The sequence below is a fragment of the Enterobacter cloacae complex sp. R_G8 genome, from assembly GCF_024599795.1.
GTDB lineage: Bacteria > Pseudomonadota > Gammaproteobacteria > Enterobacterales > Enterobacteriaceae > Enterobacter > Enterobacter dissolvens.
Window position 1 is genome coordinate 3929818 of record NZ_CP102246.1, and the last position, 18277, is coordinate 3948094.

Genomic DNA, 18277 nt, shown 5'->3' on the forward strand with positions numbered 1-18277 from the left:
TTTAATGTTTTGTGCTACTAAATGAGTGGGTATTATCGATTTGTGCTGTTAACAGGCTGCATACCAGCATTTAAACCGGTACGCAACCATCACGTCTGTGAACTAACTGACAAACTGGCGGAACAGTGCTTTGCCTTTTAACAGCCGCGTTCCGAGCCAGCCACCGCAAAGTGAAAGCAGAAGCGCACCGCACACCGGCAGCGTCAGCCACAGACGCCAGTCTGGCTCCCACGGGAAGTCGAAGACTTTCGCCTGCAGTACTGCCAGCGCCGCCTCTGCGCCAATGGCTGCCACCAGGCCTGCCACCAGCCCCAGCAGGGCGAACTCGCTCCAGAGCGTGGCGCGCAGCAGTCGCTTGCCTGCGCCCAGCGTGCGGTAGACCACCAGCTCCTGGTGACGCTGACGCATGCCTACCTGTACCTGCGCCAGTAGCAACAGCACGCCGCAGATCGTCACCAGCACCACCATCACCTCCAGCGCGCGGCTGACCTGCTCAAGCACCTGCCCGACCTGTCTGAGGATCGCACCGATGTCCAGCAGGCTCACCGTCGGAAACTCCCGGTTAAGCTGCGTCAGCATGCCGTTGCCGTTTTCCCAGCGGAAGCTGGTCAGCCAGCTCTGCGGCTGCCCGTCCAGCGCGCCCGGCGGGAAGATGAAGAAGAAGTTAGGCCGCAGGCTTTCCCAGTCAACCTTGCGCAGGCTGGTAACCCTGGCGCTGAAGTCCTGCGTGTCGCCGGTAAAGGTCACGCTGTCTCCCAGCTTCACCTTCAGACGCTCCGCCAGCCCCTCTTCCATCGACACTTCCCCGGCCTTCGGCGGCCAGCTTCCGGCGGTGATCGGGTTGTGATCCGGGCGCTTCTCCTGCCAGGTCAGGTTTAGCTCACGATTGAGCGACTCATCTTTATTCCCCTCCGTCGACTGACCGTTGATCTGCGTCAGGCGTGCACGCACGATCGGATAGAACGACTCAGGAATAATGTGATGCCCGGACAGGAAACCCTTCAGTGGCGTCACCTGTTCGGGGGCAATATTGATCAGAAAATAGTTCGGGCTTTCCGGCGGAAGCTGCTGTTGCCAGCGATCCAGCAGATCCCCGCGCAGCACCAGCAGAAGCGCCAGCAGCATAAACGACAGCGAAAACGCCGAAAGCTGGCTCAGCGTTGACCACGGCTGATGCAGCAGACGGTTCACCGCCAGCCGCACGGGAAGGGATTTTATCGTTACCCTTTTCAGAACAGTGAGCAACATCCAGCCCAGCACGCCACACAGCAGCGCCAGAACCACCGCCCCGACCAGCACGGCCCACAGCAGGGTACTCCCGCCCATCAGCCAGGCAAGGAGCCCGACCACCACGGCAATCATCACCGGCAGGTAGTATTTGAGCGGCCAGACGCTGGCCACCACATCGCGGCGCAGCACGCGTAGCGGCTGGGTGGCGAGCAGGAGCCGGTACGGGCGCAACCCCACCAGCAATGAAATCACGGTCATCGCGCCAATCGCCCACAGCCACGGCCAGAAGCTTGCTGGCGGCAGCGCGGCAGGCAGTACCGGTTTCAGGAGCATCATCAGCAGCTTTTCAAACAACAGACCTGTCGCCCCACCGGTGACGGCCGACAGCGCCAGCACCATCAGCCACTGGCCGACAATCAGCCTCCGCAATTGCGCCCTGCCCGCGCCAAGGGTTTTGAGGATCGCCACCAGATCGTAACGGCTGCGGCAATAGTGCCCCATCGCCACGGCTACCGCCGCCACGGCCAGCAGCAGGGTTAACAGCGCCGAGAGCAGCAGAAACTGCTGAGAGCGTTCAAGAGACTTGCCGAGCGCGCCTTCATCCTGCTCAAGCCCGTACCAGCGGTGCTCCGGTTTTAACTGCGGCAGAAGCCATTTTTCATACGCCTCCAGCTGCACAGGCGTGCCGCCAAACTTATAGCGCCAGGTGACGCGGCTCCCCGGCTGCACGGCGTTGGTTTTCGCCACGTCTGCGGTGTTCATCAGCAAGCGTGGGGCGAGCTGGAACGGGTTAAAGCCGGAATCGGGTTCCTGAACCACCTCCCCGGCAATGGTCAGCGTCGCGTCCCCCACGTCGATGCTGTCACCGGTTTTCAGGTTCAGCAGCGCCATCAGTCGCGGTGCCAGCAGCACCGTACCGGGTTTCGGCTTGACGCCTGGCGGGCTGGTCTGCAGTTCACCGTACATCGGGTAGATATCATCCACGGCTTTGACGCTGGCCAGCTGCGGCGTGTCACCGGCGAAGGTCATGGTCTGGAAGCTTATCTGCTCCCCGACCTTCAGCCCCCGCTTGCGCGCTTCGTCTATCCAGCCCGGCGGAACGGCGCGGGAGCTTTGCAGCGCCCTGTCGCCCGCCATAAATTCGCGGCTTTGCTGGCTAAGCCCTTTCTCCATGCGATCGCTGACGCTGCCCAGCGCCAGCACGCAGGCCACCGCCAGGCTCAACGCCAGCCAGACAATCAGCAGCGAAGGCGAGCGCCACTCGCGCCAGAACCAGCGGGCAATCATGCTTCCTCCTGCAATTCACCATTGACCAGCCGCAGGCGACGATCGCAGCGGGCGGCCAACTGCGGATCGTGCGTGACCAGAATCAGCGTGGTGCCATGTTCCCGGTTGAGCGAGAACAGCAGATCGGCAATCTTATCGCCGGTTTTACGGTCCAGGTTCCCGGTGGGTTCATCGGCAAACAGCACCTCCGGGCGACCATTAAATGCGCGGGCCAGCGCCACGCGCTGCTGCTCTCCACCGGAAAGCTGCGCCGGAAGATGGTCAAGGCGTTTCCCCAACCCCAGCTGTTCCAGCAATGCCTTCGCATGATCGCGGCTTTCACGGCTGCTTTCACCGCGCAGCAACGCGGGCAACTCAACATTTTCCAGCGCGTTCAGGGTGGGGATCAGCATGAAGGATTGAAACACAAAGCCGATGTGACGGGCACGCAGCGCGGCACGCGCCTCTTCATCAAGCTGATGCAGCGGCTGTCCGACCAGGTTAACCTCGCCGCTGCTGCCGTCGTCCAGTCCGGCCAGAATAGCCAGCAGCGTGGACTTTCCGGAACCGGATTCGCCAATCAGCGCAATGGTTTCGGCAGGTTTGACAACGAGTTCAACTCCGGTGAGGATGGAAAGCTCGTGTTCCCCCTGACCGACGGACTTCTTAAGACGATGAACTTCAACAATGTTTTCCGCTGGCATTTGCCCTTCCTGTTTTTGATTCTGATGACTTTCCGCGCGGCGGCAGCGGACACGTTACTGGTTCTCGGCGACAGCCTCAGCGCAGGCTATCGTATGGCCGCCAGTGCGGCCTGGCCGGCTCTGCTCAACGAAAAATGGCAGAGCAAAACAGCTGTTATCAACGCCAGCATCAGCGGTGATACCTCGCAGCAGGGCCTGTCGCGTCTGCCAGCCTTGCTCAAACAGCATCAACCGCGATGGGTACTGGTGGAGCTGGGCGGTAACGACGGATTGCGTGGCTTCCAGCCTCAGCAAACGGAACAAACCCTGCGCACCATCCTGAAGGACATTAAAGCCGCGAACGCCCAGCCGCTGCTGATGCAAATTCGCCTGCCCGCCAACTACGGTCGTCGGTATAATGAAGCCTTTAGTGCGATCTACCCTAAGCTTGCCAACGAGTTTGATATTCCGCTGCTGCCATTTTTCATGGAAGAGGTCTATCTCAAACCCAACTGGATGCAGGATGACGGGATCCACCCCAATCGCGATGCGCAGCCGTTTATTGCCGACTGGATGGCAACGCGGCTGGCTCCTTTAGTTAACCATGACTCCTGATTAAGCGGAGATCCTGACAGGTAAAGTTATGCAAAAATCGGTCTTAATTACAGGATGTTCCAGCGGAATTGGTCTTGAAAGTGCGCTCGAATTAAAGCGTCAGGGATTTCAGGTGCTGGCGGCCTGCCGTAAACCTGACGATGTGGAACGCCTCAACGGGATGGGGTTCACCAGCGTGTTGCTGGATCTGGACTCACCAGAAAGCGTTGAACGCGCCGCCGATGAGGTGATCGCCCTTACCGGCAACCGTCTGTACGGTCTGTTCAATAATGCCGGTTACGGTCTCTATGGCCCGCTGAATACGATCTCCCGCGAACAGCTTGAACAACAGTTTTCCAGCAACTTTTTCGGTGTGCATCAGCTCACCATGCGCCTGCTTCCGGCGATGCTGCCACACGGTGAAGGGCGTATCGTGATGACCTCCTCGGTGATGGGGCTGATTTCTACCCCCGGCCGCGGCGCGTATGCCGCCAGCAAATATGCGCTTGAAGCATGGTCGGACGCCCTGCGCATGGAGTTGCGTCACAGCGGGATTAAGGTGAGCCTGATTGAACCCGGTCCCATCCGCACCCGGTTTACGGATAACGTTAACCAGACGCAGGCGGACAACCCGGTCGAAAACCCCGGCATTGCCGCACGTTTTACCCTTGGGCCGGAAGCGGTTGTCGCGAAAGTGCGCCATGCTTTTGAGAGCGATAACCCCAAAATGCGCTACCCGGTAACGCTGGTCACCCATGCCGTAGGCTGGTTAAAACGCCTGCTGCCGGGCCGGATGATGGACAAAATTTTACACGGTTGAGTTGAAGCGACGACGCTCATCCCCATGTAAATAACACACCGATAAAAGAGAATGCCGCATGTCCGTACAGAATATCGTCAATATCACTGAAGCAAACCTGCAACAGGTCCTCGAACAGTCGATGGTTAAACCGGTACTGTTCTACTTCTGGTCTGAACGCAGCCAACACTGTCTGCAGCTGACGCCGGTCCTCGAAAGCCTTGCCGCGCAATACAACGGCCAGTTCATTCTCGCCAGACTGGACTGTGATGCAGAACCCATGGTGGCCTCTCAGTTTGGCCTGCGCGCCATCCCAACGGTTTACCTTTTCCAGAACGGACAGCCTGTCGATGGCTTCCAGGGGCCGCAACCTGAAGAGGCGATCCGCGCCCTGCTGGATAAAGTGCTGCCGCGTGAGGAGGAGCTAAAAGCGCAGAAAGCCATGGCGCTGATGCAGGAAGGTCAATACGACGACGCGCTGCCGCTGTTGAAAGACGCCTGGCAGCTCTCTAAGCAGAACAGCCAGATTGGCCTGCTGCTGGCTGAAACGCAGATTGCCCTGCACCGCTCAGAAGACGCTGAAGCCGTGCTGAAGACGATCCCGTTGCAGGATCAGGACACCCGCTACCAGGGCCTCGTGGCGCAAATTGAGCTGCTAAAACAGGCGGCGGATACCCCGGAAATCCAGCAACTGCAGCAGCAGGTTGCCGATAACCCGGCCGACGCCGCGCTGGCAAGCCAGCTGGCACTCCAGCTGCACCAGGTGGGCCGAAACGAAGAGGCGCTGGAACTGCTGTTCAGCCATCTGCAAAACGATCTGGCGGCCGCAGACGGTCAGGCACGGAAAATGTTCCAGGAGATCCTGGCCGCGCTGGGTACCGGCGATGCGCTGGCGTCGAAGTACCGTCGTCAGCTGTACGCGCTGCTGTATTGATAAAAAAGCCCGGTGGCGCTATCGCTTACCGGGCCTACAAAACATTTTCAGACCTGCAGGCCCGGCATAATCACCGCACCTTTTTCAGCTGCGTCACCACCAGCTGATGCCGGGCGTTATAGAACTTCCGGTAGGTCAGGTAACAGGCAATGATGGTCGACAGGCTCGCCGTAGAGAGCAGCATAAAGGTCACCATGATCTGATATTTGATCGCTTTCACCGGATCAATGCCGGCGAAGATCAGCCCTGACATCATCCCCGGCAGGCTCACCAGTCCGACGGTTTTCGCCGAATCTACCGTGGGGATCAGCGAGGAGCGAATACTCTCGCGAATCAGCCGCGCCGACGCCACTTTCGGGGTTGCCCCCAGGCTTAACTTCTCCTGCAGCTTCTGTTGCTCACTGCTAAAACGCTGGCCAAGGTTGTTGTAGCACAGCCCTACCGCCACCATGGCGTTCCCGGCGATCATCCCGGAGATAGGGATCACTTGCATCGGCGTAAACTCAATAGAGCCAGATAGCACCAGCACCGCCAGCGTCAGTGCGGTCCCGGTCGTAATGGCAATAAACGACGAGACAAACGCCTTATCGATATATTTGCTGCGCTTCTGCGCATTCCACGCCGCGTTGAAGCAGATGAAGAGCACCATCAGCAGCGTCAGCACCGCATGATTAACATTGAAAATGTACTTCAGCACATAGCCAACGATGATGAGCTGGATCACCGCACGGCAGATGCTCCAGAGGATATCTTTCTCCAGCCCCAGCTTTTCCCGGTAGCTCACGACAATCGCCACCAGTACCAGTACCATCGAAAACGCCAGCGATTCGTTGGTGATATTATGCTCACCCATGGTTTGCCTCCTGCCATTTTCCACCCTGCGGCTGCAGCGTGATGACATCATCCGCATGGGCAATTTCGTTTGAGTCGTGTGTCACCCACAGCACGGCGATATTCTGTTCGCTGGCGTAGCGATGGATGATGTCGTTCACGTTGCGCTTATTGGCCTCATCCAGCGCGCTGGTGATTTCGTCGAGTAGCAGCACCTTCGGTAAAAACTGCAGGTTACGAATCAGCGAGACGCGCTGCTTTTCGCCCCCGGACAGCTCATTGATGGATTTAGTCAACGTCTCCTGCGCCAGGCCAAAACGGGCCAGGTCAGCGATAAATTTTTCAGGATCCGGCGTTTGCTGGCGAATCTGCCACGGGAAGATCAGGTTGTCATAAACCGTTTCGCCGAACAGCGAAGGGGTCTGGACGCAGTACGAGACCTGCTGGCGATAGCGTTCCGGGGAGAGGGTCGCAATATCGTTACCCTCAAACAGAATGGTTCCTTCCGTGGGGCTTAACAGTGAAGCCACAATCTTCAGTAATGTGCTTTTGCCGCAACCTGACGGCCCGGTGATTAATTTAAACTCGCCCGGTGCAAGGCAAAACCCGACGTGCTGAAGGATCGTGTTATTCCCGACACGAAATCCAACATCCCTGAGGTGTAATACGTTTGTTTTATCGCTCATTCCGCTTCCATTAACCGCGTCTTGTAAGAATCGTCTGTAGCATAATCTTTTTCCAGCCTGTTTTCAGAGGCGAATTTCAACCCGATAGCCGATATACTAATGAACAATAAACATGCATTTTCACTCATCAACAGCATGCAAAACAGGAGGTTTTTATGCTTATCGTTGTTCCTGTCCTTATTTTCGTTGCCCTGGTTATCGTGGGGGCTGGGGTCAAAATTGTCCCGCAGGGATATCAGTGGACCGTTGAACGCTTCGGCCGCTACACCAATACACTCCAGCCAGGTTTAAGCCTGATTGTTCCCTTCATGGACAGAATTGGTCGTAAGATCAACATGATGGAACAGGTACTGGATATCCCCTCGCAGGAGGTTATTTCCAAGGATAACGCCAACGTCACCATCGATGCCGTCTGCTTTATTCAGGTTATCGATGCGCCAAAAGCCGCCTATGAGGTGAGCAACCTGGAGCTGGCGATTGTCAACCTGACGATGACCAACATCCGTACGGTACTCGGCTCTATGGAGCTGGACGAAATGCTCTCTCAGCGTGACAGCATCAACACCCGTCTGCTGCATATTGTTGATGAAGCGACAAACCCGTGGGGCATTAAAGTGACCCGTATTGAGATCCGGGACGTTCGTCCTCCTGCCGAGCTCATCGCCTCGATGAACGCCCAGATGAAGGCTGAGCGAACCAAGCGTGCCTATATTCTGGAAGCCGAAGGGGTGCGTCAGGCGGAGATCCTGAAAGCCGAAGGGGAAAAACAGTCGCAGATCCTGAAGGCGGAAGGGGATCGCCAGTCCGCCTTCTTGCAGGCGGAGGCGCGTGAGCGTTCTGCCGAAGCGGAAGCCCGCGCAACCCAGATGGTATCCGAGGCTATTGCCGCCGGTGACATCCAGGCCGTGAACTACTTTGTCGCGCAAAAATATACCGATGCGCTGAAAGAGATCGGCTCGGCAAATAACAGCAAAGTGGTCATGATGCCGCTGGATGCCAGCAGTCTGATGGGCTCTATCGCCGGGATTGCTGAACTGATTAAAGACAGTGGAAACGAGCGCAAAAAATGATTGAGCTGATCGTCGCACATCCTCATGCTTTCTGGCTAAGCCTGGGCGGCTTACTGCTGGCCGCAGAGATGCTTGGTGGCAACGGTTATCTGCTCTGGAGCGGTGTGGCCGCGGTCATTACCGGGCTGCTGGTCTGGCTGCTGCCCCTGGACTGGGCGTGGCAGGGCGCGCTGTTTGCCGTGCTGACGCTGGTGGCCGCCTGGCTGTGGTGGCGCTGGCTCAACCGTCAGGTTAAAGAGCAAAAGCCGGTCGATGCCCACCTCAATCAGCGTGGACAGCAGATTGTCGGCAGACGTTTTACGCTTGAGACCGCGCTGGTGAACGGCCGCGGACACATGCGCGTGGGCGATAGCTCATGGCCGGTGGTGGCCGACGATGACCTCAGCGCCGGGACGCGGGTTGAGGTCATTGCGGTGGAAGGAATTACGCTTCGGGTTAAAGCCTGCTAGGCATGCGCCTTACGATGACAGCAGCCGGCCAGATTATCGATAATCGGGCAGTCGGCGCTGTCATCCCCCGGACAGGACTCCGCCAGCGCCAGCAGCTGCTTGCGCATCGCTTCCAGCTCCGTAATGTGGCGTTCAATCTCCGCCACTTTTTCCAGCGTGCGCTTTTTCACGTCTGCGCTGTGGCGTTTTGGATCGTTGAACAGATTAACCAGCTCACCGCACTCTTCAAGGTTAAAACCCACCTGCCGTGCCTGACGCAGTAACGTCAGCTCATCCAGATGCAGTTGCGTATAACTGCGGTAGCCGTTTTCGCTGCGCAGCGGCGGCGTCACCAGCCCCTTCTCTTCATAAAAACGGATCGCTTTGCTGGTCAATCCGGTTTTTTTCGCAACATCACTGATATTCACATTTCCCCCTTGACCTTCCCCTTGATGGAAGGTTTAACCTTCATAACAGTTAGCGAAAAGCGTTACTCCGGTCAACAACTGACCAGTTCATTATACGGGAGTTTTGTTATGTCTCACACAATTGACCTGACACTGGACGGCCTCTCCTGCGGCCACTGTGTCAAACGCGTTAAAGAAAGTCTGGAACAGCGTCCTGATGTTGAAAGCGCTGACGTTACGATTGATCACGCCGCCGTCACCGGCAGCGCCAGTGCGCAAGCGCTGATTGATACCATCAAACAGGCAGGTTATGGGGCGGAGCTGAGCCACCCAAAGGCTAAACCGCTGGCAGAGTCATCATCCCCGTCGGAAGCACTGACAGCGGCCACTTCTGAGCTTCCGGCAGCTGATGATATCGATGACAGCCAACAGCTGCTGATCAACGGCATGAGCTGCGCCAGCTGCGTCTCCCGGGTGCAAAATGCCTTGCAGGCGGTACCCGGAGTTGCACAGGCACGGGTCAATCTTGCGGAGCGTACTGCGCTGGTGATGGGCAGTGCCTCCGCCGCAGAATTAGTGCAGGCCGTTGAAAAAGCGGGCTATGGCGCAGAGGCCATCGAAGATGATGCCAAACGTCGCGAACGCCAGCAGGAAACGGCTATCGCCACCATGAAACGCTTCCGCTGGCAGGCCATTGTTGCGCTGCTGATCGGGATCCCGGTGATGGTGTGGGGCATGATTGGTGACAACATGATGGTCACCGACGACAACCGCACGCTGTGGCTGGTCATTGGTATCATTACGCTTGGTGTAATGGTATTTGCAGGCGGGCATTTCTACTCCAGCGCCTGGAAGAGCCTGAAAAACCGCACCGCAACCATGGATACGCTGGTGGCCCTTGGCACCGGTGCAGCATGGCTCTACTCCATGAGCGTGAACGTCTGGCCGCAGTGGTTCCCGATGGAAGCACGCCATCTCTACTATGAAGCGAGCGCGATGATCATCGGCCTGATTAACCTGGGCCATATGCTGGAAGCCCGCGCCCGTCAGCGCTCCTCAAAAGCGCTGGAGCGGCTGCTGGATTTAACCCCACCGACCGCCCGCGTGGTTACTGACGACGGAGAAAAAAGCGTTCCGCTGGCCGAGGTTCAGCCCGGTATGACGCTGCGTCTGACCACCGGTGACCGCGTTCCTGTGGACGGAGACATTACGCAGGGCGAAGCCTGGTTTGACGAAGCGATGCTCACCGGGGAACCCATTCCGCAGCAGAAATCACAGGGTGATGGCGTGCATGCCGGTACGGTGGTGCAGGACGGTAGCGTGCTGTTCACTGCCAGTGCGGTGGGAAGCCACACCACGCTGTCCCGTATTATCCGCATGGTGCGCCAGGCACAGAGCAGTAAGCCTGAAATAGGTCAGCTGGCCGATAAAATCTCCGCCATTTTTGTGCCGGTAGTAGTGGGCATCGCGCTACTGAGCGCGGCTATCTGGTATTTCTTCGGCCCGGCGCCGCAAATTGTCTATACCCTGGTGATCGCCACCACGGTACTGATTATCGCCTGTCCTTGCGCGCTCGGCCTTGCGACGCCGATGTCGATTATCTCCGGCGTGGGTCGTGCCGCCGAATTTGGCGTGCTGGTGCGTGATGCCGACGCCCTGCAACGCGCCAGCACTCTCGACACGCTGGTCTTTGATAAAACCGGTACCCTGACCGAAGGTAAACCGCAGGTTGTATCCGTGCATACCTCAGGCTTCGCGGAGGCTGACGCGCTGCGTCTCGCCGCGGCCTTAGAACAAGGCTCCAGCCACCCGCTGGCGCGTGCCATCATTGAGAAAGCCGGTGAGGCCAGCCTGCCGCAGGTGAACAACTTCCGCACCCTGCGCGGATTAGGCGTCAGCGGTGAGGCCGAAGGACACACACTGCTGCTGGGTAACCAGGCCCTGATGAATGAAAACGGCATAGCAACTTCAGCGCTGGAAAGTGAACTGAATGCCCAGGCATCACAGGGCGCAACCCCTGTCCTGCTCGCGGTAGACGGTCACATTGCGGCCCTGCTGGCCGTGCGCGATCCGTTACGTCAGGACAGTGTGGATGCCTTACAACGACTGCACCGCGCGGGCTACCGTCTGGTGATGTTAACCGGGGATAACCCAACCACGGCCAACGCTATCGCCAGAGAAGCGGGGATCGACGAAGTCATTGCCGGTGTCCTGCCGGACGGCAAAGCGGACGCCATTAAGGCGCTGCAACAGCAGGGGCGCCAGGTCGCGATGGTTGGCGACGGTATTAACGATGCTCCGGCGCTGGCACAGGCAGAGGTGGGGATTGCCATGGGAAGCGGGAGCGACGTGGCCATTGAGACGGCAGCCATCACACTGATGCGACACAGCCTGATGGGTGTTGCCGATGCGCTGGCGATTTCGAAAGCCACGTTGCGCAACATGAAGCAGAACCTGCTGGGGGCGTTTATCTATAACTCGCTCGGTATCCCGATTGCTGCCGGCATTCTGTGGCCCCTGACCGGTACGCTGCTTAACCCGGTGGTCGCAGGTGCGGCGATGGCGCTCTCCTCCATTACCGTGGTGAGCAACGCCAACAGGTTGCTGCGCTTTAAACCGAAAGCGTAATACGTTGCAGGCCGGGTAAGCGCAGCGCCACCCGGCTTTTTTGCCTGATGGCGCTGCGCTTATCAGGCCTACGAAACGTGCCGACGTTCACCTGTTGCGCCGCCCTTCCCCACGCGTTAGCATGAACCTTTCCGTTTATGGAGCGCGTATGAGTCTGTTTCGCCGTATAAAAACATCGTTTCGCGCCCTCTTCCCCCGCCGTTATTCCTGGCCCGGAATGGATATCTCGCTCCCCGGCGGTCAGCATCTGCACCTGGTGGGCAGCATACATATGGGCACGCAGGATATGTCCCCGCTGCCCTCTGGTCTGTTATCCCTCCTGAAGCAGGCCGATGCGCTGGTGGTTGAGGCGGATATTTCAGGCCACGAGTCTCCCTTTGCCGGGCTGGAGAGCGATCTCACCCTGGCCGACCGTCTGGACGAGGCTCAGCTCGCCGAACTGACGCGTGTGGCGGATGAAACCGGCGTATCGCTCTCGATGCTGGACACCCTGCCGCTCTGGCAGATTGCCATGATATTGCAGGCGACGCAGGCGCAGCGTCTGGGGCTGCGCGGTGATTACGGTATTGATTACCAGCTGCTGAATGCGGCCCGGGCACGCCGTCTGCCGATCATTGAGCTGGAAGGTACCGACAGTCAGATTGCCCTCCTTCGCCAGCTGCCTGACGACGGTCTCATCCTGCTTGATGATACGCTGACGCACTGGCATACCAACGCCCGTTTGCTGCAAACCATGATTGGCTGGTGGCTCGATGCCCCGCCTGCGGAGGGGAAATTAACGTTGCCGTCAACGTTCAGTGAATCGCTGTACGATGTGCTGATGAACGCACGCAATGCGGCATGGCGGCAGACGCTGCATGCGTTACCTGCCGGGCATTACGTGGTTGCGGTGGGGGCATTACATTTGTACGGAGAAGGGAATTTGCCGTCGCTGCTGAAATAAAAAAATGGCCAATATTTCTATTGGCCCGTCAAAGAGGAATTTCATCGTTTTTATTATGCCGAAGGAGACCTTCGGTTGAGCCGATTGTCGCTCAAAGTGACCATCACTGCCAATACTATTGCGCAAGATGGTGCTATTTTTTAGACAAACGTCAGGCGTATGCTGTCAGCATGAATTGTCTGTCGTAAGAAGGATAGCTATGACTCCCGCCGTTAAATTACTCGAAAAAAACAAAATTTCTTTCCGGATCCACACTTACGATCACGATTCGAACGAAACCAATTTTGGTGATGAAGTGGTGCGCAAACTGGGGCTGAACGCCGACCAGGTCTATAAAACGCTGCTGGTGGCCGTGAATGGCGATATGAAGCATCTCGCCGTCGCAGTCACGCCTGTGGCGGGGCAACTGGATCTGAAGAAAGTGGCCAAAGCGCTGGGAGCGAAAAAGGTAGATATGGCAGACCCAATGGTTGCGCAACGCACCACGGGTTATCTGGTGGGCGGGATCAGCCCGCTCGGGCAGAAAAAACGCCTGCCAACGCTGATTGACGCCCCTTCGCAGGAATTTGAAACTATCTATATTTCCGGCGGCAAGCGCGGGCTGGATATCGAACTGGCCGCAGGCGATCTGGCAAAAATGCTGGATGCGAAGTTTGCGGATATTGCGCGCCGGGATTAAAAGAAAAAGCCGGGTGGCGGCTGCGAGGTAAAAGCAAAACGGTAACAGGCGTTACCGTTTTTTGTGTTCGCGCCCTCTCCCGGTGGGAGAGGGCATCAGGCCGCACAACGCTACTGCCAGCTCAACTCGCCTTTCGGCTCATACGCATTCACGTCGATCGGTGAATTCTGCTCGATAAACTGCTTCAGAACCTCGGCATCAATAAAGCCGGTATTCACATAGCCCGGTTTGTTATCGATGTGCGGATAACCATCACCGCCGGTGGCATTAAAGCTTAAGGTTGCCAGACGGTAGGTTTTCGCGGGATCAACCGGCTCACCCTTGATTTTGAGATCGTTGAGCTTGCCGTCTTTGGCCACAAAGCTGACGTTAGCGAACTGCGGATAGGCGCCAGAGTCCGGCTTCATCTGCGCCACGGCGGTAAGGTACTCAATCACCTCTTTCCCGCTCATGTCGGCATAAACCACCACGTTGCCAAACGGCTGCACCTTCAGCACATCTTTATAGGTGATATTCCCGCCTTCGATGGAATCACGGATCCCGCCGCCGCTCATCACACCAAAATCAGCGCCGGTGCGCGCGATTTGTGCCGCCAGCACCAGGTGACCCATATTGGTCTGTACGAAACGGACTTTGCTGCGGTCCCCTTCCAGACGCCCGTTCAGCGTACCGATTTTCACGTCCAGCTGCGCTTTGCCTTTATTCTGGAACGGGGTTAACAGGGAGAGCATCTGTGGGTTCTCAGGGATCTCCGGGGTGTAGAGTACGCGCTCACTTTTCCCGTCCGGGTAGGTCACTTTTTTCTTCAGGTTGACCGGGATGAGCTGGTAATGCACCAGTTTCATCTCGCCGTTACGGAACTCAAAGTCGGCACGGCCAACGTATTTACCCCACTCGTGCGCCTGCACAATCCAGATCCCGTTCTGACGGTCTGGTGCACACGGCGTGCCCGGAACATAATCCACCTGTTTTTTATTCTCTGACGCCATGCACACCGGATCTTGTGAGTGACCACCCACAATCATCGCCAGTGAGCCAGCAGGCAGGCTGCGCGCCATTTCAACGTCGCCCGGCGCGTTAGAACCATGCTCACCGTTGTCGTAATGGCCCATATGGGTGGTGGCGATGATCACGTCCGGCTTTTCGTTTTGCTGCAACTCCTGAATCACCAGCTTCGCTTCGTCTGCCGGTTTACGGAATTCGATATCGGTAAAGAACTCCGGGTTGCCAATTTTTGCCGTATCGTCCGTGGTGAGGCCAATCACCGCGATTTTCAGATCCTGACGCTTAAACAGCGCCCACGGTTTAAACAGGCGCTCGCCGGTGCTTTTCTGATAGATATTGGCGGAGAGGAACGGGAATTTTGACCACTTCTCCTGCTGACGCAGGACGCTCAGTGGGTTATCAAACTCATGGTTTCCGACGGCCATCGCATCGTAACCGATTAAATTCATGCCGCGAAAATCAGGCTCGGCATCCTGTAAATCGGACTCCGGCACACCGGTATTGATATCACCGCCCGACAGCAGCAGCACGCTGCCCCCTTCGGCGGCAACTTCTTTACGAATGCCATCCACCAGCGTTTTTTGCGCGGAGAGACCATATTCGCCGTACTCACTGCGCCAGAAATGGCCATGATGGTCGTTGGTATGCAGGATAGTAATTTTATACGTTTTGTCTTTTTCATACGCCTGTGCGGGCAGGCTTACCAGACCCCATGCGGCGAGCAGCGCCAGCGCAACGCCATGCTTCATTAACTTCATCTTCTCTCTCCCTGACCAATAGACAAACGCAAAAATTACAGTGAGTAACAAGAATAGACAAATAAGTTTTCATAATTGCGACTTTCTTCAAATGTCGCTGGCAGGTATGTTAGTTGGATAATAATTACACCCTGCATTTTCCATCACTCACGACGTGGTATTTATGGCAATCAGTGAATCAACCCAGTCCGTTTCGGGCGCGCCGGCGTCACCGCCACCCTCGCGCACTTCATTTAAAGTCTTAGGCGCTATTAGCCTCTCCCATCTGCTCAACGACATGATCCAGTCGCTGATCCTGGCGATTTACCCGCTGCTGCAATCCGAGTTTTCGTTAACCTTTGTGCAGATTGGGATGATCACCCTGACCTTCCAGCTGGCCTCTTCGCTACTGCAACCCATTGTCGGGTACTGGACGGACAAATATCCGATGCCCTGGTCACTGCCGATTGGCATGTGCTTCACCCTGAGCGGGCTGGTGCTGTTGGCCGTGGCAGGCAGTTTTGAAGCGGTGCTGCTTGCCGCGGCGCTGGTCGGCACCGGCTCGTCGGTCTTCCATCCGGAATCCTCCCGCGTGGCACGCATGGCCTCTGGCGGGCGTCACGGGCTGGCGCAGTCACTCTTCCAGGTGGGCGGTAATTTTGGCAGTTCCCTCGGCCCGCTGCTGGCGGCAGTGATCATTGCGCCATACGGAAAGGGTAACGTCGCCTGGTTTGTGCTGGCCGCCCTGCTGGCGATCGTTGTGCTCGCGCAGATCAGTCGCTGGTATGCCGCGCAGCACCGCGTAAACAAAGGCAAACCTAAAGCAAAAGTTATCAATCCCCTTCCCCGCAATAAGGTTATTCTCGCGGTGTCCGTGCTGCTGGTGCTGATTTTCTCGAAATATTTCTATATGGCGAGCATCAGCAGCTATTACACCTTTTACCTGATGCAAAAATTTGGATTATCGGTACAAAACGCGCAGTTCCACCTGTTTGCCTTCCTGTTTGCCGTCGCGGCAGGGACGGTGATTGGCGGGCCAGTCGGGGATAAAATTGGCCGTAAATATGTTATTTGGGGCTCTATCCTTGGCGTTGCCCCCTTTACCCTTATTTTGCCTTACGCCAGCCTTGAATGGACGGGCATTTTAACGGTGATCATTGGTTTTATTCTCGCCTCGGCGTTCTCGGCTATTCTGGTGTATGCGCAGGAGTTGTTACCGGGGCGTATTGGTATGGTTTCCGGGCTCTTCTTTGGTTTCGCCTTCGGCATGGGCGGCCTTGGTGCAGCCGTGTTAGGCATGGTTGCCGACCACACCAGTATCTTCCTGGTTTATAAAATCTGCGCTTTCCTGCCACTTCTGGGGATGTTGACCATATTCCTGCCTGATAATCGTCACAAAGCGTAATTTCACGGCTGCCAAAGTTTAACATTGGCAGCCCACCTTCCCGATGGCATAAGGCTTTCTTCTCCTTCCCTCCTGTGAATTTGCCAAAACTTGCTTTTTTACACGCATATTGCTGTTTTATTCAAACTTCAACAATTATTCATAAACATAAGGGTAAAAATTGTCATAAACTATTACCTGGTTTTTGGTTTTCACCAAAATGGAACACCCACAACGAAAGGAGACGGAATGCACCACGCCACACCGCTTATCACCACCATTGTTGGTGGACTTGTGCTCGCTTTTATTCTCGGCATGATTGCCAATAAACTGCGTATTTCCCCTCTCGTGGGCTATTTATTAGCCGGTGTACTGGCAGGGCCGTTTACGCCAGGTTTCGTGGCGGATACCAAACTGGCGCCTGAACTGGCGGAATTAGGCGTGATTCTGCTGATGTTTGGTGTGGGTCTGCATTTCTCACTGAAGGATCTGATGGCGGTAAAGTCTATCGCCATACCGGGAGCGATCGCCCAGATAGGGGTAGCGACGCTGCTGGGGATGGCGCTTTCAGCTGTGCTGGGCTGGTCGTTAATGACCGGTATCGTGTTTGGGCTGTGTCTGTCAACCGCCAGTACCGTGGTCCTGCTGCGCGCGCTTGAAGAGAGACAGCTGATTGACAGCCAGCGTGGACAAATCGCGATAGGCTGGCTGATTGTTGAAGACCTGGTGATGGTGCTGACCCTGGTGCTGCTGCCTGCCGTCGCCGGGATGATGGAAAAGGACAACGTCGGCTTTGCCTCGCTGGCGCTGGATATGAGTATCACCATCGGTAAAGTCGTGGCGTTTATCGCCATCATGATGCTGGTGGGCCGCCGACTGGTGCCGTGGATCATGTCGCGCAGCGCGGCCACCGGCTCGCGAGAGCTGTTTACCCTCTCCGTCCTTGCGCTGGCACTGGGGATTGCCTTTGGTGCGGTGGAGCTGTTTGATGTCTCCTTTGCTCTGGGGGCGTTCTTCGCCGGGATGGTGCTGAATGAATCCGAGCTGAGCCACCGCGCCGCGCACGATACGCTGCCGCTGCGTGATGCGTTTGCGGTGCTGTTCTTTGTCTCCGTCGGGATGCTGTTTGATCCGATGATTCTGGTTCAGCAGCCGCTGGCCGTACTGGGGACACTGGCGATTATCATCTTTGGTAAGTCAGTCGCTGCCTTCTTCCTGGTGCGAATGTTCGGCCACTCGCCGCGTACGGCACTGACCATCGCCGCCAGCCTGGCACAGATTGGTGAATTCGCCTTTATTCTGGCGGGTCTGGGCATGGCACTGAACCTGCTGCCGCAGGCCGGACAGAATCTGGTGCTGGCGGGGGCGATCCTCTCCATTATGCTCAACCCGGTGCTGTTCGCGCTGCTGGAAAAATATCTCGATAAAACGGAAACCCTTGAAGAGCAGACGCTCGAAGAGGCCATCGAAGAAGAGAAGCAGATCCCGGTGGATATTTGCAATCATGCCCTGCTGGTCGGCTTTGGCCGCGTGGGTAGCCTGCTTGGCGAGAAGCTGATGGAGCAGGGTATTCCGCTGGTGGTGATTGAAACCTCACGCACCCGCGTTGATGAGCTGCGTGAGCGCGGTATTCGCGCAGTGCTGGGCAATGCAGCGAATGAAGAAATAATGAACCTGGCGCATCTGGACTGCGCCCGCTGGCTGCTGCTGACCATTCCAAACGGCTATGAAGCGGGTGAAATTGTGGCAACCGCACGCGAGAAATGCCCAACGATTGAGATCATAGCCCGCGCGCATTATGACGACGAGGTGGAGTACATCACCGAGCGCGGTGCGGATCGAGTGGTGATGGGTGAGCGTGAAATTGCGAACACGATGCTGACGCTGCTGGCGAAGCCGCCGGTTGAAGAGGCTGTGACGAGGTAAGTTTCGTGCGGCCTGATGCCCTCACCCTGGCCCTCTCCCACCGGGAG

16 protein-coding genes are annotated in these 18277 nt (G+C 57.0%); 10 read left to right on the plus strand and 6 right to left on the minus strand.

Going from position 1 to position 18277, the window contains the following annotated elements:
• Positions 1 to 102 precede the first annotated feature (102 nt).
• Together ybbP and ybbA are read right to left on the minus strand one after the other, a co-directional pair.
• On the minus strand, positions 103 to 2517 hold the full coding sequence (gene ybbP / locus NQ842_RS18700; protein WP_257256192.1) for a putative ABC transporter permease subunit YbbP: 2415 nt from the start codon (positions 2515 to 2517) through the stop codon (positions 103 to 105).
• Complete coding sequence (ybbA, locus tag NQ842_RS18705) at positions 2514 to 3200, minus strand: putative ABC transporter ATP-binding protein YbbA (RefSeq protein WP_013095914.1); 687 nt, start codon at positions 3198 to 3200, stop codon at positions 2514 to 2516. The genes ybbP and ybbA overlap by 4 nt, the downstream gene beginning before the upstream one ends.
• On the opposite strand from ybbA, the gene tesA reads away from it, so the two are divergent.
• Genes tesA through NQ842_RS18720 form a run of 3 tightly spaced genes read left to right on the plus strand, consistent with a single transcriptional unit; the run spans position 3171 to position 5506 of the window.
• On the plus strand, positions 3171 to 3794 hold the full coding sequence (gene tesA, locus NQ842_RS18710; protein ID WP_014830926.1) for a multifunctional acyl-CoA thioesterase I/protease I/lysophospholipase L1: 624 nt from the start codon (positions 3171 to 3173) through the stop codon (positions 3792 to 3794). The genes ybbA and tesA overlap by 30 nt on opposite strands.
• 28 nt (positions 3795 to 3822) lie before the next feature.
• A complete protein-coding gene (locus NQ842_RS18715; RefSeq protein WP_257256194.1) occupies positions 3823 to 4593 on the plus strand; it encodes an SDR family oxidoreductase in 771 nt (256 codons plus the stop codon).
• Positions 4594 to 4651: 58 nt separating this feature from the next.
• The gene (locus NQ842_RS18720; protein ID WP_257256195.1) at positions 4652 to 5506 is read left to right on the plus strand and encodes a co-chaperone YbbN; all 855 of its coding nucleotides are present in this window, start codon (positions 4652 to 4654) and stop codon (positions 5504 to 5506) included.
• A gap of 70 nt (positions 5507 to 5576) precedes the next feature.
• On the opposite strand, the gene fetB is transcribed toward NQ842_RS18720, so the two are convergent.
• Positions 5577 to 6359, minus strand: a complete 783-nt coding sequence (gene fetB / locus NQ842_RS18725; protein WP_014830924.1) for an iron export ABC transporter permease subunit FetB — start codon at positions 6357 to 6359, stop codon at positions 5577 to 5579.
• Positions 6352 to 7023, minus strand: coding sequence for an iron ABC transporter ATP-binding protein FetA (gene fetA, locus NQ842_RS18730; protein WP_046888524.1), 672 nt, complete (start codon positions 7021 to 7023; stop codon positions 6352 to 6354). The genes fetB and fetA overlap by 8 nt, the downstream gene beginning before the upstream one ends.
• Before the next feature lie 155 nt (positions 7024 to 7178).
• On the opposite strand from fetA, the gene NQ842_RS18735 reads away from it, so the two are divergent.
• Together NQ842_RS18735 and NQ842_RS18740 are read left to right on the plus strand one after the other, a co-directional pair.
• Entirely contained in the window at positions 7179 to 8093 is a 915-nt protein-coding gene (locus tag NQ842_RS18735) for an SPFH domain-containing protein (protein ID WP_008499312.1), read from the plus strand.
• Entirely contained in the window at positions 8090 to 8542 is a 453-nt protein-coding gene (locus tag NQ842_RS18740; protein WP_014830921.1) for an NfeD family protein, read from the plus strand. The genes NQ842_RS18735 and NQ842_RS18740 overlap by 4 nt, the downstream gene beginning before the upstream one ends.
• On the opposite strand, the gene cueR is transcribed toward NQ842_RS18740, so the two are convergent.
• Complete coding sequence (gene cueR, locus NQ842_RS18745; protein ID WP_014830920.1) at positions 8539 to 8949, minus strand: Cu(I)-responsive transcriptional regulator; 411 nt, start codon at positions 8947 to 8949, stop codon at positions 8539 to 8541. The genes NQ842_RS18740 and cueR overlap by 4 nt on opposite strands.
• A gap of 108 nt (positions 8950 to 9057) precedes the next feature.
• Between cueR and copA the strand changes: the two genes are divergently transcribed.
• The 3 genes from copA to ybaK all read left to right on the plus strand — a co-directional run bounded on the left by copA (position 9058) and on the right by ybaK (position 13178).
• Positions 9058 to 11556, plus strand: a complete 2499-nt coding sequence (gene copA / locus NQ842_RS18750; protein WP_192543992.1) for a copper-exporting P-type ATPase CopA — start codon at positions 9058 to 9060, stop codon at positions 11554 to 11556.
• A gap of 148 nt (positions 11557 to 11704) precedes the next feature.
• Positions 11705 to 12499: a TraB/GumN family protein gene (locus tag NQ842_RS18755; RefSeq protein WP_046888909.1), complete on the plus strand. Its 795-nt coding sequence runs from the start codon at positions 11705 to 11707 to the stop codon at positions 12497 to 12499.
• Between the two features lie 199 nt (positions 12500 to 12698).
• Complete coding sequence (gene ybaK, locus NQ842_RS18760) at positions 12699 to 13178, plus strand: Cys-tRNA(Pro)/Cys-tRNA(Cys) deacylase YbaK (protein ID WP_257256196.1); 480 nt, start codon at positions 12699 to 12701, stop codon at positions 13176 to 13178.
• A gap of 110 nt (positions 13179 to 13288) precedes the next feature.
• Here the strand turns inward: ybaK and ushA are convergent, their stop codons facing one another.
• A complete protein-coding gene (gene ushA, locus NQ842_RS18765) occupies positions 13289 to 14941 on the minus strand; it encodes a bifunctional UDP-sugar hydrolase/5'-nucleotidase UshA (protein WP_257256197.1) in 1653 nt (550 codons plus the stop codon).
• Between the two features lie 163 nt (positions 14942 to 15104).
• On the opposite strand from ushA, the gene NQ842_RS18770 reads away from it, so the two are divergent.
• Together NQ842_RS18770 and ybaL are read left to right on the plus strand one after the other, a co-directional pair.
• On the plus strand, positions 15105 to 16325 hold the full coding sequence (locus tag NQ842_RS18770) for an MFS transporter (protein WP_196373221.1): 1221 nt from the start codon (positions 15105 to 15107) through the stop codon (positions 16323 to 16325).
• Positions 16326 to 16553: 228 nt separating this feature from the next.
• Positions 16554 to 18230: a YbaL family putative K(+) efflux transporter gene (gene ybaL, locus NQ842_RS18775; RefSeq protein WP_047360820.1), complete on the plus strand. Its 1677-nt coding sequence runs from the start codon at positions 16554 to 16556 to the stop codon at positions 18228 to 18230.
• Positions 18231 to 18277 lie beyond the last annotated feature (47 nt).